The organism is Paraburkholderia flava, from assembly GCF_004359985.1.
Taxonomy (GTDB): Bacteria; Pseudomonadota; Gammaproteobacteria; order Burkholderiales; family Burkholderiaceae; genus Paraburkholderia; species Paraburkholderia flava.
On the sequence record NZ_SMRO01000002.1, the window covers coordinates 1,470,191 to 1,492,751 of the forward strand.

Genomic DNA, 22,561 nt, shown 5'->3' on the forward strand with positions numbered 1-22,561 from the left:
CGCCTCACGCACGAGGCCGCATGCGGCGGTGGGAGCATTCTCGTCTTGCCGTTGGTGTTGGCCTTGCCCGCGTCAGGGCACAAGCCGGTACAGCCGTCATGCGTGGATACCGAGGTCGGCCATATCTCCTTTCGGGAGCGGGCGGCCCCTGCGTCCTTGGCTTGTCGTGAATCCTGGCGATGGCACGGCTGCGCCTCGGGCTTCATGGCCGCAACCTTCCAGCGAAAACAATTTCCCCTGCGCTGCGCGCATTCCTCGCGGGACAAATTCTTTTCGCTTTCAGGTTCTCCGCGTTGCTGCGACCGCTGCACGGTGCGACCAGCCCATCCCCCGCCGGCCGGTTCACAACAAGGACGCACTGGCGCGACCTTGGTTCACGAAAGGAGAAACATCATGGCTAACATCGGTACCTTCACCGCAGAGAAAGACGGCTTCACCGGCTCGCTTCGTACCCTGACGCTCAACGTCAAGGTCAAGCTGGTGACCAACGACAAGGGCGACAGCGAGAACGCCCCCGACTTCCGCGTGCAGGCGGCAGGCCACGACATCGGCGCGGCGTGGAAGAAAGTCAGCAAGGCCGAACGGCCCTACGTGTCCGTGACCCTGGACGATCCTTCGTTCCCGGCGACGGTCTACGCCCGTCTGATCGAGAACGAGGAAGGCACGCACGACCTGATCTGGTCGCGCAGCAAGCCGCAGGCGGCGGACTGACCGCCGCCCGCCGCGCCCCGCCCATTGCGGCGGGGCGCTCACCGTGTAATGCCTACGCCTCGGACGCCGCGAGCTGGCGTTCCGTGGCGGCCATCACCACAGCCGTACTGCATCCAAGTGCGCCGGCGATCTTAAAGATGATCGCCAGCGTAGGCATGTGTTCGCCGCGCTCAATCTTGCCCATGTGGGAACGCTCGATGCCTGCCAGGTTGACCAGCGATTCCTGCGCAATTCCGCGTTCCGTTCGCAGCGCGGGCACCGCCGCGCCGAAGGCTTGCGCCAATTCGGCATCGAAGGTGGTGGCACCGGCCGGTCGGCCAGGTTGGACGGGGCGCTTCTGCATGGACAGAAGCGTCCAATCGCGGGACAATTAAAACCACGTTATCTTTAACTCATTGGCGGCAATTTAATCCGCTTCTGTGCTTCTACTGCAATCCGCATGGACGGATTTCAGTAGAAGCAGAGAGTCACAACCGTGTCTTTCCTGACCAACACAATTCCGTTTCTGCGTTTTTGTGCAAGTACAGATTCGATGGCTTGCATATCCGTGCTTACGCACGAAAGCACGAATCCCGCTTCACGCTTTTGTGCTTCGGCGCAAAAGCGTATTCGTGCATTCCCGGTCTCGCGGAGTCCGTGACCATGACACAGCCGCTCATCACCGCTGCCGAGCGCTCGGAACTGCTGGCCAACGGCGCAGCACGCGCAGCGGGCCATGCCATCGACCCGCTACCAGTTGTGGGACTGTTCACGCCGGACGCACATCTGACCTGGCTGCTGGCCGCACTCGACCCGGCCGACAACGATACCGCCTGGGGATTGATTGACCTCGGCATTGGGATGCCGACGCTCGGGACAATCAAGCTGTCCGATCTGGCCAGCATCATCGGGCCGCAAAAACGGCCGGTCCTGCGTGACCTGTATTTCCGGGCAACCCGGTCGCTATCAGAGTACGTCTCGCTTGCACAACGCGACGGCACCATTCCCGATTGACCGATGGGATTGTGCCTTTCTCGGTCTAACATCAGACAAATACGGTCTCGGTCGGCACTATTGCACCAGACGGTACGACCCTGACTGAAAGAGACAGGACATACGGCAGAGCTTGCGGCAGGGTGTTCGGTGCCGCGCGCCATTTCTGTGCGGCGTAACCGCCGCACTCGGACAATCCACGCAAGGCTTTGGAGCGAATCGGTCTTGCCCCTTCGAGACAGCTAAGTTTATCGCCACCCCAATGGCACTTTGATGCTGCCGATGCCGTAGCTCCCCCCTGGTTCGACGCCCGTGGCGACATGCCTGCTCGACAGGAGGTAACGTCATGGCTGATCGAAGCTCCGACGCTTGGTATCCGACCGCCGCGTATCTCTACGCGCTACACCTAGACGGTCCTGCGTTGGCATGGGAATACCTACGCCGCCACCCCGATTACCGGCGCGACTGGCGGCGCCATCGTCACCAGTCGGAAGTGGCGCAGGCGTGGGGGCTACGCCTGCTGGAAGACCCGGCGCTAGATGCGCGCGACGCGCATCCGATCTGGTTCCCCGATCACGACACCGTGCTCCAGCTCTACCCGGACGCCGACCCGCCGCCCAATGCAGCGGTATTCGAGTTCTGGCGCATCCCCGGCCACAAGCATCTGACCCACGACGGTAAGCGCCTGGTGCTGGTGTCGCGCTGGCTCCGCTACCGCGTGCAGCTCGTCCTCGCGCCGGGGCTGGCTGAGGGCATGGCCTACCTCTATGCCGTCCGCGCGTGCGTCACTCCTCGCGCAAGCTACCTCAATATCCTGGCCGAAGTGGACAAGCTGGTGACAGTGGACGGAGCCGCGCCTGCGGCGGCGGCCTGTTCCCGGCCCACGCCGGCCGCGCTGCTGGAATTGCACACCTTGCAGGCGCTCGACGCGACCCTCGCGGGCGCGTCCTTGCGCGAAACGGCAGCAGGACTGTTCGGCACCGATGCTGTGACCGCCGGCTGGTACGCCGACGGCGGCCTGCGCTCGCGCGTGCGACGCCTGGTACGGCGTGGCCAGTCGCTGATGCGCAGCGGCTACCGCCGCCTTGCACAGCTCGATTGACCGGCAGAGGGTCGTTTTGTCCGAACCGAAAAACGACCCTCTGCACAACGCATCGCTATCTTGAGACTGCCTCCATCCGGCTGCGCTGGTGCTGCCGGCGTTTCTGACCGATGGAGGTTTACCCGATGCGTCCCGCTCCCTTGCGGCCTGCCGCCGCACCCGCCACCACGCCCGCGCAGCCCCAACGCTACCTCACCAACGACGAGGCCGCCGAGTACCTGCGGCTTTCGCCGCGCACGCTCGAAAAGCAGCGCGTGATTGGCAACGGGCCGAAGTTCCGCAAGTTCGGCCGTCGCGTGATGTACGCGGTGGCCGACCTCGATGCCTGGGCCGACCAGCGCAGCTACGAAACCACGTCCGATCCCGAATACGCCGAACACCATTCGGCCGACAACCGTGCGCGCTGATCGCGGGCATCCCGATGGCCATCGCCATGTCCAGCCCATCGCGGGAGCGGGAGCAGCTCGACCTGTTCCGCGCCTTGCCGGGCGACATGGTGCCGCGCGACGCACAGGACTTGATGGCCTATCCGTTCTTCTCGCTGGCGAAGTCGCGGCGCATCGCGCCGATCGACTTCGAGAGCGGGAATGTCACGATCCGCGTGGAGGGCACGCAGGAGCATGGCATCGCCACGATCTGGGATGCGGACGTGCTGATATGGGCAGCCTCGCAGATCGTGGAAGCGCGCGACGCGGGCCTGCGGCCGTCGCGCCTGATGCAAGCCACGCCCTACGAGATCCTGCGCTTCATCGGGCGCGGCGTGTCACTGCGCGACTACCAGCGCCTCAAGGCCGCGCTCGACCGGCTGCAATCAACGACCGTAGCGACTTCCATCCGCGAGACAACAGGGCGGCGCCTGCATCGCTTCTCGTGGATCAACGAATGGAAGGAACTGGCCGACGCCCGCGGCACGCCGCTGGGCATCGAGCTGATCCTGCCGGACTGGTTCTATGCCGGCGTGCTCGACGCCGCGCTGGTGCTGACCATCGACCCGGCGTATTTCCGGCTGACCGGTGGCATCGAGCGGTGGCTATATCGGCTGGTGCGCAAGCACGGCGGCAAGCAACCCGGCGGCTGGCAATTCGACTTCCGGCACCTGCACAAGAAATCGGGCAGCACGGCGAAGCCCTACGACTTCGCTTGCGACCTGCGCGCGCTCGTCGCGCGACAGTCACTGCCCGGTTACGTGCTCGGCATCGAACGGGTACCGGGGAACAATGCCGAACTGCTGACCTTCAAGCCCGTGCCGTTCACGGCACGGGGATAACTCGGGGAAAACGTGTGGACGGCCTCGTGCTATCAGGCGTGTCGGGTATCGTGCTATCGGGCGTGTCCCTATCGTGCTATCAGGCGTGCGAAAGCGCCGCATCGCCAATAGCGGCGCGAGTTTCCGCGCGCTCTAACTTACCTAACTTAAAGGCTCTAACTTTTGGTAAGAGCGCGCCGGTTCGGTGGACAACCGCCCAACGGCACGTAGCGCAACAGCCAAAGCCCGGCTTTCCAACACGGAGGGCCGCGCCATGATCGTTGCCTTCCTCAACCAGAAAGGTGGCGTCGGCAAGACCACGCTCGCTACCCACGTTGCCGGCGAACTGGCGATGCGAGGGCAGTCGGTCATCCTGCTGGATGCCGACCCGCAAGGCTCGGCGCTGGACTGGACACAGCGCCGAAGCCAGCAAGGCTTGCCACGGCTGTTCAGCGCCGTGGGCCTCGCCCGCGAGACGCTGCACCAGGAAGCGCCAGAGCTGGCCCGTCGCGCCGATCACGTCGTCATCGACGGCCCGCCGCGTATCGCTGCCCTGGCGCGCTCCGCGCTGCTGGCAGCAGAGCGCGTGCTGATTCCCGTCCAACCCAGCCCCTACGACCTGTGGGCCTCGTCAGAGATGGTGGCGCTGATCCGAGAGGCGCAGGTATTCCGGCCTGCGCTGCGCGCGGCCTTCGTCGTCAATCGGCGCGTCAGCACCACCATCATTGGCCGCGAGGCGCGCAACGCGCTCGCTGAACAGCCGCTGCCGGTACTGCGCGCGGACGTGCATCAGCGCATCGTGTTCGCCGACTGCGTGGCGGCCGGCCGGCTCGCGCGCGAGACGTCGCCCGAGAGTGCCGCTGCGCGCGAGATCGCCGCACTGACCGACGAGCTGCTGCGGTGGCCAGCATGACGACTGCGCGCAGCAAACGCATCGGCATCGGTGCGCGTCCACCGGCGAACCCGCACGCCGAGGCGTGGATTCGCCAGGGCGACGCCGACGGCATCCAGAAACGCGACCTCTACACCGCGCGCCTGACCCTCGACATTACGCCTGACATGCGGGCGCGCATCAAGGTTTCAGCCTTCACGCGCGGCGTGACCGTCGCCGAACTACTGCGCGCACTGCTGGAACGCGAGTTCGCGGAGAACACACCATGAACGCAAAACCTTCGGCGGCAACGGCTGCGCCGCCGCCATCGCTTGCTGTGCTCGCCGGCCAGGCCGGCATCGCGCCGCTGACCCGCGTTTCGCTCGCCTATATCGAGCAGCGCATCGACGTATATCTGCGCTTCGGCGAACCGGCGCGCACCATCCGGCTTGACCGCTGGCGTCGCGTCGCGGTGTTCCTGCCGCGTGCGACGTTCTGCCGTATCCGCTGGCAGGCCAACGACTACGGCACCATCCGCTGGCAGCTCATGGTGATGCGGGCTTGCACGCCACTGGAAGCGGCGCAGCGCATCCCCGGCGTACTGCCGGGCGCGCACCTGCTGCTGCACGCCGAGAGCGAACCTGGGGTGCGCGCCGTGCTGGCGCAGCTCGACGCCATCGAGGCGCAGAACATCGCCCCCGCCGACGTGTCACCGGCGTACTGGCGCACGCTCGGCAACCGCCTCGCTGCGCGCCTGCCGCTGCCGGCGTACACCGCCGAGCGGCACGCTGCCTGGCTGGCTGGGAGGTCGCTGCCATGACAACCATTTCCCCAGCCGGCACCGCGTCGCATCCCCACTCTCATTGGCATGTTCGGATCAGCGTAGCGACACTGGCCGCCATCGGCTTCGCTGCGCTCGCCTGGGCGTCTTTTGTGTCGCCGCTGCCGCGACTGACCTACAACCCATCAGACAGCGTGGCGGTCGGCTGGTATCGCATCGCACCGCTCGATCCGCGCACCTCGCTGCCACGTCCGCTGTCCGTGGGCAGCATCGTGCTGGTGCCGCTCCCGGCCAAAGCCGCCGCGCTGGCTGCGCAGCGTGGCTACCTGCCGGCTGGTGTTCCATTGCTCAAGCCCGTGGCCGCCATTGCTACGCAGCAGGTGTGCATTGCAGGCGGCATCGTCCGCATCGACGGCGTACCTTTGGCCGCCGTGCTGCGTGCCGACCGCATGGGTCGTCCGTTGTCATCGTGGCAGCAATGCCGCCGCCTCGAACCGGGCGAACTGTTCCTGCTGAGCACGACCAATCCGGCGTCGTTCGACAGCCGTTACTTCGGGCCAGTGAGTGCATCCGCCGTAATCGGCGTCGCGCATCCGGTCTGGCTGGAGACACGCCGATGATGGCTGCCGATTCGCTGTATGGCAGCGTCCATTCGATCGTGCCATCCGGCATGTTCTTCCGCTGGCCGTCGCCGTGTCGTCGCGCGTGTCGCGCAAGCGCATCTGCGCTGTACGTCGCGCACCATCCGGCGACGTTTTTCCCCGTGCAGGCATCTTGCCTTGAACGCGCCCGGCCGGTGGCCGTGGCTGCGTTCCCCGGCGCGCAGGCTGCAAGCAGCACCGCGCGGCCAGGCCGTCGATGCCCGGAGCGTCAGCGCAGGGCGAAGGCGGAAGGCAAGATAAAAGGTCGCGGCACATGGCCGCTCGAAAACCTTGTCTGCACATGGGGGGAGCGCGGCACGCGCCACGGGGCGGCAGCGTGCCGCGAAGGTGCGCAACGCCGCATCGGCGTCGACGAAAGCGCGTGCCTCCCCCGCTGGACTGCGCCGGTCTTGGATGGAGCTACGCCATGAGCCAGCGCGACGACGACCGTTTCCGCGTCCGTCCCGGTGCGCCGAAACAGCGCGGCGATGCCTTCATCAACGAGGTGCTACGCCAGACTAGCAAGGCCGGCTCGAGGCTCGGCAAGGCGGCGGGCAAGGTCGGCCAGCGTCCCGGTTCCCGGCTGGGGCGCGGCCACGTCGCGGCGCGCTTCGCTGGCCGAGAATTGAGGCCGAACGCGCGGCGTGTGACGATCAAGGCGCGGCTGGTGAATCTGGCGCAGGCAGGGCCGCGCTCGACCGCCGCACACCTGCGCTATATCGAGCGTGAGGGTGTCGATCGCCAGGGCGGGCCAGGCCATGCCTACGGGCCGACGACCGATGGCGCCGACCTCGAAGCGTTCAAGGAGCGCGGCGAAGGCGACCGGCACCAGTTCCGGTTCATCGTCTCGCCGGAGGATGCCGGACAGCTCGACGACTTGCGCACCTACACCCGGCACCTGATGGCGCGCATGGAGGCCGACTTGGGTACGCGGCTGGAGTGGGTCGCGGTCGATCACTGGAACACCGACAACCCGCACACGCACGTCGTCTTGCGCGGCAAGGACGACACCGGCAAAGACCTCATCATTTCCCGCGACTACATCGCCGAGGGGATGCGCTGGCGAGCGTCGGAGCTGGCGACCGAATGGCTGGGGCCGCGCACCGAACTGGAGATGCAGCGCGCCATGCAGCGCGAAGTCGATCAAGAGCGGTGGACGGGCCTGGATCGCACCTTGCAGCGCGAGGCCGGCGACGATGGCCTGGTGCGCGTCGAACGCTTTGCCGAACCCCGGCTGCAACGCCAGCGACAGATGCTGATCGGCCGCCTGCAACACTTGCAACGCATGGGGCTGGTGACCGAACAACAGCCCGGCGCGTGGGCCGTCCATGCCGAGGCCGAGCCGACGTTGCGGGCAATGGGCGAGCGTGGCGACATCATCCGCACCATGCAGCGCGCCATGAGCGGCCAGCAGCGCGAACTAGCCGTGTTCCAGCCCGGCGCGGATGGCCGCGCCGTCATCGGGCGCGTCATCGGCAAGGGGCTGGCCGACGAGCTGTACGACAAGGGCTATCTGATCGTCGATGGCACCGACGGCAGGGCGCACCACGTCGCACTGCCGCCGCGCTCGGAACTGGAGCAGTACCCAACCGGCGCCGTGGTGGAGGTGAAAGGTGCGGCCGACGTGCGCGCCGCCGACCGCAACATTGCCGCGCTGGCAGTCGATGGCGTGTACCGCACCGATCACCATCAGGCTGTCGCCCAAGGTCAGGCCACGCCCGGCCGCGACCCGCACGAGGTCGTGGCCGGGCATGTACGCCGGCTCGAAGCCCTGCGCCGCGCCGGCATCGTGGGGCGAGAGGCCGAAGGCGTATGGCGTGTTCCCAACGACCTGGTCGAGCGTGGCCGCCAGTACGACGCGCAGCGCCTTGGCGGCGGCGTGGCGGTGGAACTGAAATCACATCTGCCCATCGAGCGCCAAGCACGCGTCGTCGGCGCCACGTGGCTTGACCAGCAGTTGATCGGAGGCGGCAAGGGCTTGGGTGACCTGGGCTTTGGGGCTGAGGTGAAGGACGCGCTACGCCAGCGCGCAGACTTCCTGGTCGAACAGGGGGTGGCCGAGCATCGCGGGCAGCGTGTCGTTCTCGCGCGCAATCTGCTGGCGACACTGCGCGGGCGCGAGGTGGCGAAGGTCGGGCAGGAAATAGCCGGCGAAACCGGCCTGGAGCATCGGCCAGTTGGTGATGGGCAGCGTGTGGCCGGCATCTACAGGCGCAGCGTCATGCTCGTCAGCGGGCGCTACGCGATGCTCGACGACGGTATGGGTTTTTCGCTGGTGCCGTGGAAGCCGGTGGTCGAACAGCGGATTGGACAGCAACTCGCCGCGACGGTACGAGGGACCGGAGTGTCGTGGGAAATTGGTCGCCAGCGTGGCCCACATGTCGGGTGAAGTCGGGTTCGGGTCGTGCCGAACCGTTTGCGTGAGCGTTGACCGTCACTGGCACCCAGCAAGCCGTTTTTAATTTACTTGGTGCCGAAGTTGGTTTCTCATGCCCCAGAGAGTGGCAAGCGCTTCGGCGACATTGGCGGGGCCGGCAGCTTACTTGTCGCACAGGGTGGCCGCGCCTACTGGATAGTGATGACTTCCCAACCAAAAATAGGACGGACTCAAGTGCAATGAGCGATGTGCTTGACACCTTGCGTCCCGCAGATACTACTGCGGATTGGTTCTTTGTGAGTCCCATCGCGTCGGTACGGCGCCCACGCTCCCGGTGTGCCTGTCGGCGGCTACCCGCGTAGGCGAAGACGTTTTGCTCCGATCCTCGTCGGGTATTTCAGAGATCAGTGGTCCAAATTTCGCGTGCGCCATCATCGATGAAATAGAAACCCCGAAGCATCATCGAAAGCGATTCACTGTCGTGGCTCCGTGAATGGCTGCTGTCCTCACACGTCTATTATTTAGCTGCCCGGACCATGACTACGCCCGAGATCCAGGGTTTCCTGTTGGAGCAGGACGACACGGAGGTCTCGCGGGAGTTCATACCGGTTCCGAGATTGACGATGTCACGGTTGGAGTGGCTACGTGGCAAGCCCGAACGCTTGAGCCGATGTATCCGGTCGTGTGCTTCGACGCACTGTGCGGGTCAAGATTCGCGAAGATGCTCTGGTGCGCAACACGGTCGTCTATTTGGTGCTGAGCGTACTGCCCGATGGTGCCTGGAATATCCGGGGTATGTGGATCAAGAACACCGGAAGCGTGAAGTTTGAATGAAGGTATTCAACGATCTGAAGACACGCGGCGTTCACGACATCCTGATCGTAGTGATCGACGGTCTTGAAGGTATGCCCAAGACGTTGACTGCCATGTTTCCGGCGACGACGTTGCAGTCCACATCATCAAGCTGATCCGCAACCGCCGCGACGACACCAACTGGAAAGACCGCCGCGAACTGAATGCGGCGATCGTACCGATCTACACGGCCCGAACGCGGAAGCCGCTCAGGCTGAAACTGATGCATTTGCAGTGGTCGGTATGAAATTCCCGATGGTCAGTAATGCGTGGCGCAACGCCTACGTGTGCGAAAGCAAACCGCTGATCGTGTCGCGCAGCCAGCGATGACCAGTGTCATCGCGGCTTCGCGGATGCCAGTAAGCAGCGAGTGCGACGGGGGGCAGCTCCAGCGGCACTTGATGCATTGTGATCGACGACCACACTGCGGCGACGCGCGCCACGCTCTCAGGGATCGTGCTGATCAGATCCGTATTGGCGACGACCGGTGGGATGGCCAGGAAACTGGGCTGCCATAGTGCGATCCGTCGTGCGAGGCCTTGTGCTGCGAGCGCGGTGTCGATTGCATCTGTGTACATTGTTCCATCACGCATCAGTGCCTGCACATGAGCCGTTTCGACATAGCGTTCAAGCGTCATCCCTTCCTTGAAGGCGGGATGATCAGATCTGGCGATGCAGACGAACGGCTCGACAAAAAGCGGCATACGAATCAGTGTATCAGGTGCTTCGGGGAGGTATCCGATTGCCAGATCGAGCACGCCCGTTGCAAGCATGGTCTCAATATGCCTTGGATCAGGGTCCTTGAAAACTACTCGTATCATCGGCGCCGATTGCTGAAATTGCGCCATGAGCAGCGGCAATACTTTTGATTCGACGAAATCCGTTCCTATCAATGTAAAGGTGCGCCGGCTGTTGAGGGGATCGAAATGGGCGGGAACGGCGGTGAGCCGTTCGATGGCGGCCATCAGATGATCGATCTGGGCCAACATGTCTTCGGCGCGAGGCGTTAATGTCAGTCCGAGCGGTCCGCGCACCAGTAACTGATCGGAAAATAGTTCCCGCAGTCGCGCCAGCGACGCGCTCATCGCAGGCTGACTGATGCCCAATTTCTCCGCGGCACGCGTCACGTGCCGTTCGACCAGCAAGGCGCGCAGTGGGACCAGAAGGTTGAGATCAAGGCCGTTGTAGTCCATGTCGCTCTTCCACGTGAAATATCACTAGCGGGACATCTTAAATCATTGGTCTTGCGACGACCCAGCCCGTCGTGCTTAAACGGCGGTATTCATATGGTTGATGATGTTCATCGATGCCGGACCATTGCCCGTCGAATCCTTGGGGATTAACTTTGATTCCCTACACACGGCAGTGACTCACGCCGTCTCTGCGTCGACCGGATGGTGAGTCCGGGAGTGCCCTATAGCCGAGGTAACGATGATCCCAGAATTGCGAACCATTTCCCGCGACGACATGATGAACCGAGTCGCGCTGTTTGCCCACTTGCGTGGCTCGCATGGCGGTCTGCCCGACAGTGACTTGCCTGGATGCCAACGCGAGTTGATCAACGTGATCGGTTTTCAGCCTCCCAAAGACTCTGGGCAGGTTGTCTCACCCGTTGGAGCGGACGCGTCGCGGCTCGCCGCGATTCCTATTGCCGAAGGTTTCAACCTCGGATTTGCTCGCTGCAAACCGGGCAACGGTCCGCTGATGCATAACCACGATACGAACGAAACGTTCATGCCGGTGACGGGACGCTGGCGGTGTGCCTGGAACGAAGGCGATGCGTACGACTACGTGGACGTTGGGCCTTGTGACGTTGTGTCGTTTCCGCCGGGTGTTGCACGTCGTTTCATTAACATCACAGAAAATGAGCCCGACGTCGAACATGTATTGCTGTTCGTAATCTCGGGAAACGCACCCCAGGCCGAGTACACGGCGGATGCCAAGGCGAAAATCGCTGCAAACGACCTTTCTGCCACTCGCGTCGGACCATGAACTTGCAAACGGTTTCCACATGGCGTCGAGATCTTGCGGCGATGCGCGAACGCTTTCCGCTAGTGACTCACAAATTTGGCGGCGGCGAATGGCAGGTTCGGGACACGTCGAGCGTTTCAGGAATTGAGAGGCCCGCGCTGGTTCTTCTTCCTGGCAGCCTTGGGAGCGCAGATATCTTCTTCAAACAGGTACTTTCGTTTGGGACTGATTTCCGCTGCCTCGCGATCGACTACCCATCAATTTCGACTGACGCGTTGGCTGATGATCTCGCGGCTTTGATTGATCGATTGCAACTGCAACGCACCTGTGTGCTTGGTTCGTCGCTGGCGGGATACTGGCTGCAGTGGTTTGGCGCTACCCATCCATCGCACGTCGCATGCATTGTTTTGTCCAGCGCGTTCATCGACTCCAGCACGTTGGATACGAACCCGTTGTTTGATCGCGAAGCACTTACGTCGCAAGACGGCGCGCAGACGAAAGTCGAATGGATGACACGACTGGCCGCCCGCGATCCGGACGAACTCGTCGAAATCCAGATGGATTTGCTCGCTCACACACAGAGCGGCGATTCGCTACAAGCGCGGCTTTTGCACGCAGCGACGGCAACGCCTGCACCCATTATCGACGCGAGCTTGCCAGTTGCATTGATCGATTGCGCCGATGATCCGTTGATCGATCAGCGGACGCGGCGCGAACTGGCTTTGCGTTATCCAGACGCGTTGCGGCTTTCGCTGGGCACGGGCGGACACTATCCACATGTCGTGCAATCAGACGTTTTCACGGCATTCGTGCGGTCGATCCTCAGCACCTTGGGCTAGCTAGTTATTGGTTACGTTAATTTTCCAAATAAGGAGACATCATGGCGAAGCGTCTGCAAGGAAAGGTCGCATTGATTTCGGGAGCAGCGAGTGGTATCGGTGCGGCCTGCGCGCGCGCATTCGTCGAAGAAGGTGCGCGGGTTGTCGTCGCCGATATAGCTCGAGAGCGCGGTGAACATATTGCAAGCGAGCTATTGGCTTCTACGGGTGAGCAATGCGCAACGTTTGTTCCGCTAGATGTGACTGAGGCGTCACAGTGGGCGCTGGCTGTAGAGCAAGCAGAACAGCGATTTGGAGGTTTGCACATACTGGTTTCTTGCGCCGGAGTGTGTTCAATGGCCGGCCTGCTCGACGAAAATGAAGCGGGCTGGAATCACACTGTGGCGGTGAATCAGACCGGAACTTGGAATGGCATGCGTGCGGCAGTGCCCGCCATGAGACGCAGTGGTGGCGGATCGATCATTCTCATATCGTCGATCTGGGGTAGGGTAGGGACGGCCGGTGCAACGGCCTATCAGGCGACCAAAGCTGCGGTCGTTCAGTTAGCAAAGGCTGCCGCAGCGGAGCTTGCGTCGGCTGATATTCGTGCAAACGCTATATTGCCCGGCATCATCGACACACCGTTTCTGGCGGTGCTGACGCCAGAGCAACGCGCTGCGATCACGGGAACGAGTCTGTTAGGCCGTGAGGGAACGCCCCGAGAGATCGGGTTGGCCGCAACTTATCTCGCATCGGACGAATCCAGCTACGTCACGGGGACTGAACTCGTGATTGACGGCGGTTATATGACCTGCTGAGAGACCCAAAATGATCACAATCGTTGCTCATATGCGATGCATAGCCGGCACCGAAGACCAGATTATCGCTGCGAGTGCTGCGTTTATCGCGGCGACTCGCGATGAGCCCGGTTGCATCGAGTTTTACCTCCACCAGCAGCACGATGATCCTTCGCGATTTGTCTGGTATGAGAACTTCAGGGATCAAGCTGCCGTTGATGCGCACGTGGCTTCGCAGCATGTCGCCGACTGGTTCGGATTGATTGGGGCGCTTGGCGCACACAACGAATACGCGCTTTATCAGCGCCTGGAGGTCGAGTGAACAACTCGCGCAAGACCATACTCGTGACGGGCGCGTCGAGAGGACTCGGCAAACAGATCGCGCTGGACGCGGCTCGAGCCGGATTCGCAGTGGCCGTAAATTATCGAAGCAGCGGCTCTGCGGCAGCGGCGGTCGTGGAGGAGATCAAGGCGTCCGGAGGGATTGCCGTTGCGGTACATGCTGACGTTAGCGAGCAAAGCGATGTGGACGCGTTGATGCAATCGGTAATGGAAGCGTTCGGCCGGATCGATTGCGTGATCAATAACGCGGGCGCCGGACGGATCGTCGCACTGAATGGGCTCGATGCAACGCAATTCGAAGACGTGCTCAGAATCAATCTGGCTTCGGCGTTCATGGTGAGCCAGGCAGCAGTGCCGTACATGATACGGCAGGGCGGAGGCCGGCTGATTTTCATGTCATCGCTCGCCGCGCGCACGGGTGGACTGGTCTCAGCGGCTTATGCGGCTTCGAAGGGGGGAATCGAAGGGCTCATGCATTACTACGCGACCTACCTGTTACCGCATCGCATTACCTCGAACGCACTGGCACCTGCATTGTTCGCTAGCGATATCGTTAGCGAAATGGCGCTGCCGCCCGTCGAGAACATGCCACTGAGTCGGCTTGGCAGGGCCGATGAGTTGTGGCCCGCGCTCAACATGCTCATCGAAACGGAATACATGACCGGTCAGACGATCCATATCAATGCCGGCAGGTTCATGACCTGAGCCCATCCGGCTTGCGAGGTTTCAACATTCAGATGAAGGAATCTATGTCCAGGATACCGCTGGTGCAGGAAAAGAACATGACGGCTGAGCAGCGCGAACAGTTCGACAGGTTTCCGTCTAACCTTACCCGGGGTCTGCTACTGACCGAAGGCCGGCTTTCACGGGCGCTGCCCAATCTCGCCAATGCGTTGCGATCATCTGGCCTCGACCCGAAAATTCGTGAAGGCGCGATTCTGCGCGTCGCGAGTCTTTGCAATAGTGCATACGAACGTATGCAACATGAAGGGCAGGCGCTAAAGAGCGGCTGGAGTCACACCGAACTGGATCAGATTGAAGCAGGTGATTTCTCCCGGCTACCTGTGCCGTTTCCAGCGCTGTTTCGTTTCGTCGACGAATGCGTCACGCGCACGCGTGTCTCCGACGAGACGTTCTCGCAGGCGCGCAACACGCTGTCGGATCGCGATGTTGCAACGCTGGTCCTGCTAGTTGGCCACTACATGATGGTGGCGCGATTCATTGCAACGCTCGAGATCGAACTCGATGATGAGCCCGACGACTGGTCCACGGAGCATTAATGACGCACTCTTCAGAAACGAACAATTCATCGATCCATTCAATACGGACGGGGCCGCGCGGCGGTACCCCCGTTGTGCTGGTCCATCCTGTCGGACTGGACCTGACTTATTGGGACAATCAGATCGAAGCGCTATGTGACGGATACGATGTGATTGCCTATGACCTGCCAGGCCACGGACGTAGTGCGGGCCGGCCCGAAGACTGGACGCTCGATCAGGCCGCTGTTGGTCTGGCGGAAGTCGTTTCTGGAAGTGCCGTCACGAGCGTCCATCTTGTCGGGTTATCCGTCGGCGGCATGATTAGCCAGAAGCTTGCGATGACGAGGCCAGAGCAGGTGGCGTCGCTAACGCTGATCGACACCGCAGCTTCGTTTGCCGAGGCAGCACGTGAAGCGATGCGGCTGCGGGCACAATCCGCGAGAAGCAGTGGCATGCACGCCGTGTTGCAAACCACTCTCGAGCGCTGGTTCACCGGTCAAACCAGAGCGCGTCGTCCGGACCTGATCGACCGCGTCGCGAGAACCTTGCTTGCTGATGATCCCGCGATCCATGGCGCAATGTGGGACATGATTGCGGAGCTGGATCTCGTCGATGGTCTCAACCGGATTGCCTGTCCGACGTTGATTCTGGTGGGGGAATTCGATCCGAGTTCACCACCTTCAGCGGCGCGGCAGTTGCACGACCGTATCCCGGACTCGCGGTTGCATATCATCGAACAGGCTTCGCATATGGCGCCACTCGAGCGGCCAGAGGTGATCAATACGCATCTGTTGTCTTTTCTTGACTCGCGATAAATCTACGCGAGACTCTTTAAAGTCGAACGAATCTGTTTCATCGATGACGATCATCAAGGCAAACGGATAGCTCTGGCAGAGTTGTTTCTCTGCGATCGATTCTTAAAGAAAGCAGTGAACAATTCGGAGACGAGCATGACCCAACGCGATGATCCACTAAACCGCGCACTTTCCCGATCGATCCGTCGTATCGTGCCCTTTCTCGTACTGATGTTTCTCGTCTCTTTTCTGGACCGGGTGAACGTCGGCTTCGCGAAGACGGCGTTGCAGGCCGACACAGGAATCGGCGATCGTGCCTTTGCGATGGGCCTTGGTCTCTTCTTCATTGGGTATGCACTATTCGAAACTCCAAGCAATCTGGTAATGCATCGTGTCGGTGCGCGTCGCTGGATGTCGCGCATTATGATCACATGGGGCCTTGCGAGCGCCGCCATGTTGTTCGTAAGAGGTACGTACAGTTTCTATGTACTCAGGTGCGTGCTTGGAATCGCGGAAGCAGGCTTCTTTCCTGGCGTGGCTCTCTATCTTACTTACTGGTTTCCCTCGCAGACGCGAGGACGGGCAATGGGGCATTTCTACGTCGGACTATGCCTGTCATTTATCGTTGGTGGTCCTGTTTCAGGCGCTTTGCTCGACCTCGATGGATTCGGCGGATTGCATGGGTGGCAGTGGATGTTTCTGGTTGAAGGGCTTGCGGCCTGTCTGGTAGGCGCAGTCGCGTTCTGGTATCTGGACGACCGGCCCTCAATGGCAGACTGGCTTGAACCCGATGAACGTCAGGCGCTGGAGCAGGTCATCGCGGATGAATCAGCGCTAATTCAATCTGTGGGACACGGGGCTTTACAACTGCTTTTCGATATAAAGGTGCTGTACTGCGCCCTGATTTTTTGCATCAGTCAGATTGCCTTATACGGTGTGACTTTTTATCTGCCGACGCAAGTCGCAGGCATGTTGGGCCGCAAAGTGGGACTCGAAGTAGGCACGATTAGCGCCATTCCATGGCTGTGTGCGTTGCTCGCTTGCCTAACGATTCCAGCATGGTCCGACCGAGCGGGCGAACGACGCTGGACAGCTACATCGCTGGCTGCGCTTTGTTCGGTTGGGTTGGTGCTTGGAAGCGGTGCATGGGGCCCGCTACTGGGATTCGGCGGGCTATGTGTTGCTACGGCCGCTATTGTTTCGCTTCAACCTATCTATTTTATTTTTCCCACCGCTTACCTGAAGGGGCGACGCGCGGCTGCGGGTCTCGGCGTCATCACCTCAATCGGGGCAATGGGTGGTTTTCTCGCGCCGAATGTCAGAGTCTTGGGAGACCTGCAAGCGGGACCGCCAGCGGGTGCGTATTTTCTCTCGGCGATTGCGGTGCTGAATGTGGTGTTGATAGGCTGTTTGCCGCTTCTAGAACTAGCTGTAGAAGAACGCACATCGTCCAGTAGTACGATTCCAATCTGCCGCTGACGTTGTGATAGCGCAGCATAGAGTTCGAATATGGAACTGCGACATCTGCGCTATTTCCTTGCCGTCGCCGAGGAACTTCACTTCGCGCGCGCAGCGGAGAAAATACACATAGAGCAGTCACCGCTGTCTCGGGCTATCAAAGAGCTGGAAGAAGATCTCAAGGTACAGCTTTTCGTTCGGACATCGCGCAGCACGCGTTTAACTCGAGCAGGACAGCTATTTCTGGAGCATGTGCCGCGCGTTTTCACAGCTTTGCAGCAAGCTCGCGATAGTGTGAAAGCTGCGGCTAACGGTTTTTATGGCCAGTTGCGGGTTGCGCTTTCGGATGGCATTCCACCATCACGCTTCTCAGCTTTCCTAGCGCTGTGTAGACAAGAGGAACCGGAGATAGAGATACGTCTGTTTGAGGTTCCGCTGTCGCAACAAATCAGAGGGTTGCACGATGACCTATACGACGTAGGATTTTCCCGGTCAGACGAGGTGGGCGACGGTCTCATTGCAGAGGCCGTCTGGAATGATCCTCTTATGGTTGCGGTGCCAGCTCGCCATCCTTTGCTAATGCATAAGCGTTTGCCTCTGGAAGAGGTGCTGCGTTACCCGCTGGCGCTGGCAGATCCCCATGCTTGCGAAGGTTACGCACGACAGATTGAACGCGTGCTTCGCCAAGTCGATCAAGAACCGTTGATCGCCGAACGGGTTGCATCCATCGATTTGATGATGGCATTGGTGGCGGCGGGCTTCGCTCTTGGTCTGGCCGGTGCCTCGCAGATCGCTGCTGGCCGCGAGCCGGGCGTAGTGGCTCGCCCATTGGCAGGCCAGACACCGATGCTTATTACATATCTTCTGCGCCCGCATGGCGAGCCATCTGAGGAACTGAACCGTTTCATCGAGAGAATCAGTACCCTCGGCCCCTCGGCGACGTTGAAACCCGCTGTTCAACCTGACTCCAGCGCTTCGGAGGAAGTTGAGCCATGAACAGGTTCATGTTGCTTGCGCTTGTCTTGGTATTGAGCGCTTGCAGTAAATCAGTTCCAACGGATACGGTGGAATGGCTAGTTGCTCACCCCGATGCTCTGCGTGAAGTCGAACAGCAATGTACGAATAGCGACGCGAAGATACCGGCGACCGAGTGCAATGCCGCATTTCAGGCACGACATCGATTATTCGTGGGTAAGGGGCCGCAGTACACACCGTCGAAAGACGCTCCGAAGTTCTGATCCGTTGGCTCGGCGACATATCGTTCGATCTGTTGTGCCTTACGCCGTTACACGCGCGATTGCACTGCGATACGACGCGACTCTCTCACGCCGGAGAACATGTTCTTTTGATCTTCTTGATTGCCATAACGGTCTTTGACCGGCACTGACCACGGCACCGATGCTCCTGGCTACGCGGCACATTTTCGCTGCGTGACGCAAGAGAAAGTCGGAGGCAGGTATGAACGGGACCAGTGTGCTGTTCGGCCAGATGCTGACAGTGTTCGGCATCGTGGTTGCGGGAACTTGGGCTGCAACCCAATGGACCGCCGCACACCTGGGCTACCAGCTACGCCTTGGCTCGCCCTGGTTCGACTGCCTTGGCATTCCGGTCTATCACCCGTGGCGCCTGTTCGAGTGGTGGTACTGGTACGACGCCTATGCGCCGCGCCTGTTCCTCAAGGGCGGCGCCATCGCAGCCATGAGCGGCATCACCGCCGCAGCGGTGGCCATCGGCATGTCGGTGTGGCGCGCCCGGCAGTCGCGTCTGGTTGCTACATACGGCTCGGCACGCTGGGCCGCCACCCGCGACATCCACAAGGCCGGGCTGGACAAACCCGCCGGCGTCTTTCTGGGCCTGCATAACGGTCAGTACCTGCGCCACGATGGTCCCGAACACGTCCTGACCTTCGCGCCCACACGCTCAGGCAAAGGCGTGGGCCTCGTGATTCCCACGCTGTTGAGTTGGCCGGCATCCGCCGTCATCCACGACATCAAGGGCGAGAACTGGGCCATCACCGCGGGCTGGCGCTCGCGCTTCTCGCATTGCCTGCTGTTCAACCCGACCGATGCGAAGTCGGCCGCGTACAACCCGCTGCTCGAAGTTCGGCGCGGCCCGCATGAAGTACGTGACGTGCAGAACATTGCGGATATCCTGGTCGATCCCGAAGGCGCGCTCGAGCGCCGCAACCATTGGGAGAAGACCTCGCACGCGCTTCTGGTCGGCGCGATCCTGCATGTGCTTTATGCGGGCGAGGACAAAACGCTGCGCGGCGTCGCCAACTTCCTCAGCGACCCGGCTTGTCCATTCGAGCTGACGCTGCACCGGATGATGACGATGCGGCACGTCGACGATGCACCGCATCCAGTCGTTGCGTCCGCCGCGCGCGAAGTGCTCAACAAGAGCGACAACGAGCGATCGGGGGTGCTGTCCACGGCCATCTCGTTTCTCGGACTGTACCGTGATCCCACGGTGGCCGAAGTCACCTCGCGCTGCGACTGGCGCATCGCCGACCTGATTGCGTCCGAATCCCCAGTCTCGCTGTACTTCGTCGTGCCACCGTCTGACATCAGCCGCACGAAGCCGCTGGTGCGCCTGATCCTCAACCAGATCGGCCGGCGCCTGACCGAATCGCTCGATGGTAGCGACGGCATCGCGCGCCGTCACAAGCTGTTGCTGATGCTCGACGAGTTTCCCGCGCTCGGCCGGCTCGACTTCTTCGAGACGGCGCTGGCGTTCATGGCCGGCTACGGCATCCGCAGCTTCCTTATCGCGCAGTCGCTCAACCAGATCGACAGAGCCTACGGCCAGAACCACTCGATTCTCGACAACTGCCATGTCCGGGTGACGTTCGCCACCAACGACGAACGCACGGCCAAGCGCATTTCCGAAACGCTCGGCACCGCGACCGAGCTGCGCGCGCAGCGCAACTATGCCGGCCACCGGCTCGCGCCGTGGCTCGGGCACCTGATGGTGTCGCGGCAGGAAACCGCACGACCGCTGCTGACGCCGGGCGAAGTGATGCAGTTCCCGCCTGACGATGCCGTGGTGATGGTGTCCAGCCTGGCGCCGATCAAAGCGAAGAAGCTGCGCTACTACACCGACGCGAATTTCAAACGTCGCGTGCTGCCACCTCCCACGCTCGCGGTCGGGCATTACACCGACACGCCGCCGTTGCGGCCGAACGACTGGAGTGGTCTGGCTATTCCAGTCGTACCAACGGCGCCGGTCGATGCACACCCGATCGGCAGCGAGGCCGACACGGCCGACGACGGAGGACCGCGCAGGCAACCGGAGCTGTCGGAAGCCTCCGAGTACAGCCCCGAACCGCAGCTCGCCGACAGCGACCTCGCGCTGCTCGATGACGACGACCTGCCGCTGCCGCTCCCTCGCCAGTTCGACCCGGCCATGCAACGCACGGCCCGGCTGGCGTCCCTCGACCACGACGACGGACTCCAGCTATGAGCCAGTATCGCCTCAACCTGTTCATTGCGCCCGAGCACGCCAAACGCCTCGACGAGCTGGCGACGAAGAAAGGCGTGTCGAAGTCGTCGATCGTTGCGGCGGCACTCGCGTCCTGGCTTTCACCCGACGCGGGCGACCAGCGCGAGGCGGCGATTGCTAAACGGCTCGACCGGCTTTCCCGCCAGTTCGAGAAGCTGGAGCGTGACCAGAACATCGAGATCGAAACGCTGGCGCTGTTCGTCCGCTACTTCCTGACGGTCAGCACGCCGGTTCCCGAGGCTCACCAGGATGCCGCTCGCGCGCAGGGCAAGGCGCGCTTCGAGCAGTTCGTCGAACAGCTCGGCCGCCACCTGATGCGCGGGCGCAGTCTCGTGCGAGAAGTGGTGGAGGAGCTGAACCCCGACGCCGCACGGCTGGACGACGCGGCAGCGCAGGCCGAAGCACAGGAGCGCGCCTCATGAGCGCGCAGCCTCAATCCTTCGCGTCCACGTCGCTCGACCGGCGCATCCGTATGTTGCGCACGGCGATGGGGCCGCTGATCGCCGCTGCGCTCGAAGACCCGGACGTGGTGGAAATCATGCTCAACCCCGACCACACGCTCTGGATCGACCGCCTGTCGTCGGGGCGCGCACCGATGGGCGCGGAGCTGTCCGAAGCAGATGGCGAACGCATCATCCGCCTGGTCGCCGCGCACGTTGGCGCGGAAGTGCATCGCGGCCAGCCGCTCTTGACCGCCGAGCTGCCGGAAACCGGCGAACGCTTCGAAGGCATCCTGCCGCCCGCAGCTCCTGGCCCGGCCTTCGCGCTGCGCAAGCGCGCGGTCGGCGTCATCCCGCTCGATCGCTACATCGCCGACGGCATGATGACCGTCGAACAGGCTGTATTCCTGCGCGACGCGGTACGCGAGCGGCAGAACATCCTGATCGCGGGCGGCACCAGTACCGGCAAGACCACACTCGCGAATGCCTTGCTCGCGGAGATCGCTGCGACCGGAGATCGCGTGCTGGTGCTCGAAGACACCATCGAACTGCAATGCACGGCGCGCGACCACGTACCGCTGCGCACGCGCGCCGGCGTCGTGTCGATGACCGAGCTGGTGCGCGCCACGATGCGCCTGCGGCCCGACCGCGTGATCGTCGGCGAGGTGCGTGGCGGCGAAGCGCTGGATCTCATCAAGGTCTGGGGCACCGGCCATCCCGGCGGGATCGCCACGATCCATGCCGGCTCCGCACTGGGCGCACTGCTGCGCCTCGAACAACTGATCCTTGAAGTCGCCGTGAACCCGCCGCGCGCGCTGATCGCCGAGGCCGTCAACGTCGTCATCCACATCGCCGGCCGCGGTCGTCGTCGCCGCATCGAGCGCATCGCCCGCGTAACCGGCTTCGATACCGCCGGCTACCAGCTTTGCGACGCGATTCCTTCGCCATCTCGTCCCGCCACGTCTTCGCTTGCCCCAGGAGAACTCTCATGAGCTACGCCCATGTTCTGCGCTTTTCTGTAAATCCGCTTGCACGCCTTCGCAGGCTGTTCCAGCCCGCGCGGCAAGGGCTGATGCTGGCCGTCGTGATGCTGGCGCTGACCGGCACGGCCAAGGCCGCCGGCTCGAACATGCCGTGGGAAGCGCCGCTGCAATCCATCCTCGACTCGATCCAGGGGCCGGTCGCCAAGATCGTCGCCGTCATCATCATCATCGTAACGGGCCTCACGCTCGCCTTCGGCGACACGAGCGGCGGTTTCCGCCGTCTCATCCAGATCGTGTTCGGCCTCTCGATCGCGTTCGCCGCGTCGAGCTTCTTCCTGTCGTTTTTCAGCTTCTCCGGCGGAGCCGTCGTATGAGCATCGACGCCAACCTGCCGGGCTTCGAGGTGCCGCTGCATCGGTCGCTTACCGAGCCGATCCTGATGGGTGGTGCGCCACGCACCGTGGCGATCGCCAACGGCACACTCGCCGCTGCCGTAGGACTCGGCCTGCAATTGTGGATTCCCGGCATCGCGCTGTGGCTGATCGGCCATTCGCTCGCGGTGTGGGGTGCGAAGGTCGACCCGCAGTTCATGCAGGTCTTCGTGCGGCATCTGAAGCACAAGTCGCTGCTGGACGTGTGAGGTCG

The 22,561-nt window shown here is 62.3% G+C and carries 27 protein-coding genes and 1 pseudogene; 26 read left to right on the forward strand and 2 right to left on the reverse strand.

Translation table 11 applies throughout. The annotated features are described in order from the left end of the window. Positions 1–393 precede the first annotated feature (393 nt). The gene (locus E1748_RS18015) at positions 394–711 is read left to right on the forward strand and encodes a DUF736 domain-containing protein (RefSeq protein ID WP_133648525.1); all 318 of its coding nucleotides are present in this window, start codon (positions 394–396) and stop codon (positions 709–711) included. 52 nt (positions 712–763) lie between these two features. Here the strand turns inward: E1748_RS18015 and E1748_RS18020 are convergent, their stop codons facing one another. Further along, the gene (locus E1748_RS18020; RefSeq protein ID WP_133648526.1) at positions 764–1,054 is read right to left on the reverse strand and encodes a helix-turn-helix domain-containing protein; all 291 of its coding nucleotides are present in this window, start codon (positions 1,052–1,054) and stop codon (positions 764–766) included. A 299-nt stretch (positions 1,055–1,353) separates the two neighbouring features. Here E1748_RS18020 and E1748_RS18025 point away from each other — a divergent pair, with 299 nt between their 5' ends. The 10 genes and pseudogenes from E1748_RS18025 to E1748_RS31780 form a co-directional block, all read left to right on the forward strand. Continuing rightward, the gene (locus E1748_RS18025; RefSeq protein WP_133648527.1) at positions 1,354–1,704 is read left to right on the forward strand and encodes a DUF2958 domain-containing protein; all 351 of its coding nucleotides are present in this window, start codon (positions 1,354–1,356) and stop codon (positions 1,702–1,704) included. Positions 1,705–2,029: 325 nt separating this feature from the next. Next, a complete protein-coding gene (locus E1748_RS18030) occupies positions 2,030–2,785 on the forward strand; it encodes a DUF7011 domain-containing protein (protein ID WP_133648528.1) in 756 nt (251 codons plus the stop codon). A gap of 125 nt (positions 2,786–2,910) precedes the next feature. Then, a complete protein-coding gene (locus tag E1748_RS18035; RefSeq protein ID WP_205965256.1) occupies positions 2,911–3,192 on the forward strand; it encodes a helix-turn-helix transcriptional regulator in 282 nt (93 codons plus the stop codon). Between the two features lie 14 nt (positions 3,193–3,206). Continuing rightward, positions 3,207–4,052 carry a replication initiator protein A gene (locus tag E1748_RS18040; protein ID WP_133648530.1) on the forward strand — a complete coding sequence of 282 codons (846 nt, stop codon included), beginning with the start codon at positions 3,207–3,209 and terminating at the stop codon, positions 4,050–4,052. Between the two features lie 253 nt (positions 4,053–4,305). Next, complete coding sequence (parA, locus tag E1748_RS18050) at positions 4,306–4,944, forward strand: ParA family partition ATPase (RefSeq protein WP_133648532.1); 639 nt, start codon at positions 4,306–4,308, stop codon at positions 4,942–4,944. After that, entirely contained in the window at positions 4,941–5,192 is a 252-nt protein-coding gene (locus E1748_RS18055) for a chromosome partitioning protein ParB (protein ID WP_133648533.1), read from the forward strand. The genes parA and E1748_RS18055 overlap by 4 nt, the downstream gene beginning before the upstream one ends. After that, positions 5,189–5,722, forward strand: coding sequence for a DUF2840 domain-containing protein (locus tag E1748_RS18060; protein ID WP_133648534.1), 534 nt, complete (start codon positions 5,189–5,191; stop codon positions 5,720–5,722). The genes E1748_RS18055 and E1748_RS18060 overlap by 4 nt, the downstream gene beginning before the upstream one ends. Next, entirely contained in the window at positions 5,719–6,303 is a 585-nt protein-coding gene (locus E1748_RS18065) for a S26 family signal peptidase (RefSeq protein WP_133648535.1), read from the forward strand. The genes E1748_RS18060 and E1748_RS18065 overlap by 4 nt, the downstream gene beginning before the upstream one ends. A gap of 448 nt (positions 6,304–6,751) precedes the next feature. Beyond that, the gene (locus tag E1748_RS18075; protein WP_133648537.1) at positions 6,752–8,713 is read left to right on the forward strand and encodes a relaxase/mobilization nuclease domain-containing protein; all 1,962 of its coding nucleotides are present in this window, start codon (positions 6,752–6,754) and stop codon (positions 8,711–8,713) included. Positions 8,714–9,228: 515 nt separating this feature from the next. Beyond that, a pseudogene (locus tag E1748_RS31780) lies at positions 9,229–9,838 on the forward strand (transposase); the annotation flags it as partial. On the opposite strand, the gene E1748_RS18090 reads toward E1748_RS31780, so the two are convergent. Continuing rightward, positions 9,835–10,746: a LysR family transcriptional regulator gene (locus E1748_RS18090; RefSeq protein WP_133648540.1), complete on the reverse strand. Its 912-nt coding sequence runs from the start codon at positions 10,744–10,746 to the stop codon at positions 9,835–9,837. The pseudogene E1748_RS31780 and the gene E1748_RS18090 sit on opposite strands and share 4 nt — an antisense overlap. 238 nt (positions 10,747–10,984) lie before the next feature. On the opposite strand from E1748_RS18090, the gene E1748_RS18095 reads away from it, so the two are divergent. The 15 genes from E1748_RS18095 to E1748_RS18165 all read left to right on the forward strand — a co-directional run bounded on the left by E1748_RS18095 (position 10,985) and on the right by E1748_RS18165 (position 22,556). Next, entirely contained in the window at positions 10,985–11,545 is a 561-nt protein-coding gene (locus E1748_RS18095) for a cupin domain-containing protein (RefSeq protein ID WP_133648541.1), read from the forward strand. Further along, entirely contained in the window at positions 11,542–12,363 is an 822-nt protein-coding gene (locus E1748_RS18100; protein WP_133648542.1) for an alpha/beta fold hydrolase, read from the forward strand. Before E1748_RS18095 ends, E1748_RS18100 begins: the two co-directional genes overlap by 4 nt. A gap of 41 nt (positions 12,364–12,404) precedes the next feature. Continuing rightward, on the forward strand, positions 12,405–13,160 hold the full coding sequence (locus tag E1748_RS18105) for an SDR family NAD(P)-dependent oxidoreductase (protein WP_133648543.1): 756 nt from the start codon (positions 12,405–12,407) through the stop codon (positions 13,158–13,160). A gap of 10 nt (positions 13,161–13,170) precedes the next feature. After that, a complete protein-coding gene (locus tag E1748_RS18110; RefSeq protein WP_133648544.1) occupies positions 13,171–13,461 on the forward strand; it encodes a putative quinol monooxygenase in 291 nt (96 codons plus the stop codon). Then, complete coding sequence (locus E1748_RS18115; RefSeq protein ID WP_166653586.1) at positions 13,458–14,186, forward strand: SDR family NAD(P)-dependent oxidoreductase; 729 nt, start codon at positions 13,458–13,460, stop codon at positions 14,184–14,186. The genes E1748_RS18110 and E1748_RS18115 overlap by 4 nt, the downstream gene beginning before the upstream one ends. A 44-nt stretch (positions 14,187–14,230) precedes the next feature. Further along, positions 14,231–14,761, forward strand: a complete 531-nt coding sequence (locus E1748_RS18120; protein WP_133648546.1) for a carboxymuconolactone decarboxylase family protein — start codon at positions 14,231–14,233, stop codon at positions 14,759–14,761. Beyond that, positions 14,761–15,555, forward strand: a complete 795-nt coding sequence (locus E1748_RS18125; RefSeq protein WP_133648547.1) for an alpha/beta fold hydrolase — start codon at positions 14,761–14,763, stop codon at positions 15,553–15,555. The genes E1748_RS18120 and E1748_RS18125 overlap by 1 nt, the downstream gene beginning before the upstream one ends. Before the next feature lie 135 nt (positions 15,556–15,690). Beyond that, a complete protein-coding gene (locus tag E1748_RS18130; RefSeq protein WP_133648548.1) occupies positions 15,691–17,013 on the forward strand; it encodes an MFS transporter in 1,323 nt (440 codons plus the stop codon). A 30-nt stretch (positions 17,014–17,043) separates the two neighbouring features. Then, positions 17,044–17,988, forward strand: a complete 945-nt coding sequence (locus E1748_RS18135) for a LysR family transcriptional regulator (RefSeq protein WP_133648549.1) — start codon at positions 17,044–17,046, stop codon at positions 17,986–17,988. An 8-nt stretch (positions 17,989–17,996) separates the two neighbouring features. Further along, positions 17,997–18,230 (forward strand): EexN family lipoprotein, encoded by a 234-nt coding sequence (locus tag E1748_RS32100; RefSeq protein ID WP_420819341.1) that lies wholly within the window; start codon positions 17,997–17,999, stop codon positions 18,228–18,230. 220 nt (positions 18,231–18,450) lie between these two features. Next, on the forward strand, positions 18,451–20,454 hold the full coding sequence (locus E1748_RS18145) for a conjugal transfer protein TraG (protein WP_133648551.1): 2,004 nt from the start codon (positions 18,451–18,453) through the stop codon (positions 20,452–20,454). Next, positions 20,451–20,915, forward strand: coding sequence for a CopG family transcriptional regulator (locus E1748_RS18150; protein ID WP_133648552.1), 465 nt, complete (start codon positions 20,451–20,453; stop codon positions 20,913–20,915). The genes E1748_RS18145 and E1748_RS18150 overlap by 4 nt, the downstream gene beginning before the upstream one ends. Then, positions 20,912–21,925, forward strand: coding sequence for a P-type conjugative transfer ATPase TrbB (gene trbB, locus E1748_RS18155; RefSeq protein WP_133648553.1), 1,014 nt, complete (start codon positions 20,912–20,914; stop codon positions 21,923–21,925). Before E1748_RS18150 ends, trbB begins: the two co-directional genes overlap by 4 nt. Beyond that, positions 21,922–22,290 (forward strand): TrbC/VirB2 family type IV secretion system protein, encoded by a 369-nt coding sequence (locus E1748_RS18160; RefSeq protein ID WP_133648554.1) that lies wholly within the window; start codon positions 21,922–21,924, stop codon positions 22,288–22,290. The genes trbB and E1748_RS18160 overlap by 4 nt, the downstream gene beginning before the upstream one ends. After that, positions 22,287–22,556, forward strand: a complete 270-nt coding sequence (locus E1748_RS18165; RefSeq protein WP_133648555.1) for a VirB3 family type IV secretion system protein — start codon at positions 22,287–22,289, stop codon at positions 22,554–22,556. The genes E1748_RS18160 and E1748_RS18165 overlap by 4 nt, the downstream gene beginning before the upstream one ends. Positions 22,557–22,561: the final 5 nt, after the last annotated feature.

Bases quoted from the DNA above. Each gene is read 5' to 3' on its own strand.
- E1748_RS18060 (WP_133648534.1), top strand. From the start codon at position 5,189: ATGAACGCAAAACCTTCGGCGGCAACGGCTGCGCCGCCGCCATCGCTT.
- E1748_RS18075 (WP_133648537.1), top strand. From the start codon at position 6,752: ATGAGCCAGCGCGACGACGACCGTTTCCGCGTCCGTCCCGGTGCGCCG.
- E1748_RS18020 (WP_133648526.1), bottom strand. From the start codon at position 1,054: ATGCAGAAGCGCCCCGTCCAACCTGGCCGACCGGCCGGTGCCACCACC.
- E1748_RS18055 (WP_133648533.1), top strand. From the start codon at position 4,941: ATGACGACTGCGCGCAGCAAACGCATCGGCATCGGTGCGCGTCCACCG.
- trbB (WP_133648553.1), top strand. From the start codon at position 20,912: ATGAGCGCGCAGCCTCAATCCTTCGCGTCCACGTCGCTCGACCGGCGC.
- E1748_RS18110 (WP_133648544.1), top strand. From the start codon at position 13,171: ATGATCACAATCGTTGCTCATATGCGATGCATAGCCGGCACCGAAGAC.
- parA (WP_133648532.1), top strand. From the start codon at position 4,306: ATGATCGTTGCCTTCCTCAACCAGAAAGGTGGCGTCGGCAAGACCACG.
- E1748_RS18095 (WP_133648541.1), top strand. From the start codon at position 10,985: ATGATCCCAGAATTGCGAACCATTTCCCGCGACGACATGATGAACCGA.
- E1748_RS18025 (WP_133648527.1), top strand. From the start codon at position 1,354: ATGACACAGCCGCTCATCACCGCTGCCGAGCGCTCGGAACTGCTGGCC.
- E1748_RS18145 (WP_133648551.1), top strand. From the start codon at position 18,451: ATGAACGGGACCAGTGTGCTGTTCGGCCAGATGCTGACAGTGTTCGGC.
- E1748_RS18100 (WP_133648542.1), top strand. From the start codon at position 11,542: ATGAACTTGCAAACGGTTTCCACATGGCGTCGAGATCTTGCGGCGATG.
- E1748_RS18015 (WP_133648525.1), top strand. From the start codon at position 394: ATGGCTAACATCGGTACCTTCACCGCAGAGAAAGACGGCTTCACCGGC.
- E1748_RS32100 (WP_420819341.1), top strand. From the start codon at position 17,997: ATGTTGCTTGCGCTTGTCTTGGTATTGAGCGCTTGCAGTAAATCAGTT.
- E1748_RS18035 (WP_205965256.1), top strand. From the start codon at position 2,911: ATGCGTCCCGCTCCCTTGCGGCCTGCCGCCGCACCCGCCACCACGCCC.
- E1748_RS18105 (WP_133648543.1), top strand. From the start codon at position 12,405: ATGGCGAAGCGTCTGCAAGGAAAGGTCGCATTGATTTCGGGAGCAGCG.
- E1748_RS18065 (WP_133648535.1), top strand. From the start codon at position 5,719: ATGACAACCATTTCCCCAGCCGGCACCGCGTCGCATCCCCACTCTCAT.
- E1748_RS18125 (WP_133648547.1), top strand. From the start codon at position 14,761: ATGACGCACTCTTCAGAAACGAACAATTCATCGATCCATTCAATACGG.
- E1748_RS18135 (WP_133648549.1), top strand. From the start codon at position 17,044: ATGGAACTGCGACATCTGCGCTATTTCCTTGCCGTCGCCGAGGAACTT.
- E1748_RS18165 (WP_133648555.1), top strand. From the start codon at position 22,287: ATGAGCATCGACGCCAACCTGCCGGGCTTCGAGGTGCCGCTGCATCGG.
- E1748_RS18150 (WP_133648552.1), top strand. From the start codon at position 20,451: ATGAGCCAGTATCGCCTCAACCTGTTCATTGCGCCCGAGCACGCCAAA.
- E1748_RS18090 (WP_133648540.1), bottom strand. From the start codon at position 10,746: ATGGACTACAACGGCCTTGATCTCAACCTTCTGGTCCCACTGCGCGCC.
- E1748_RS18160 (WP_133648554.1), top strand. From the start codon at position 21,922: ATGAGCTACGCCCATGTTCTGCGCTTTTCTGTAAATCCGCTTGCACGC.
- E1748_RS18130 (WP_133648548.1), top strand. From the start codon at position 15,691: ATGACCCAACGCGATGATCCACTAAACCGCGCACTTTCCCGATCGATC.
- E1748_RS18040 (WP_133648530.1), top strand. From the start codon at position 3,207: ATGGCCATCGCCATGTCCAGCCCATCGCGGGAGCGGGAGCAGCTCGAC.
- E1748_RS18120 (WP_133648546.1), top strand. From the start codon at position 14,231: ATGTCCAGGATACCGCTGGTGCAGGAAAAGAACATGACGGCTGAGCAG.
- E1748_RS18030 (WP_133648528.1), top strand. From the start codon at position 2,030: ATGGCTGATCGAAGCTCCGACGCTTGGTATCCGACCGCCGCGTATCTC.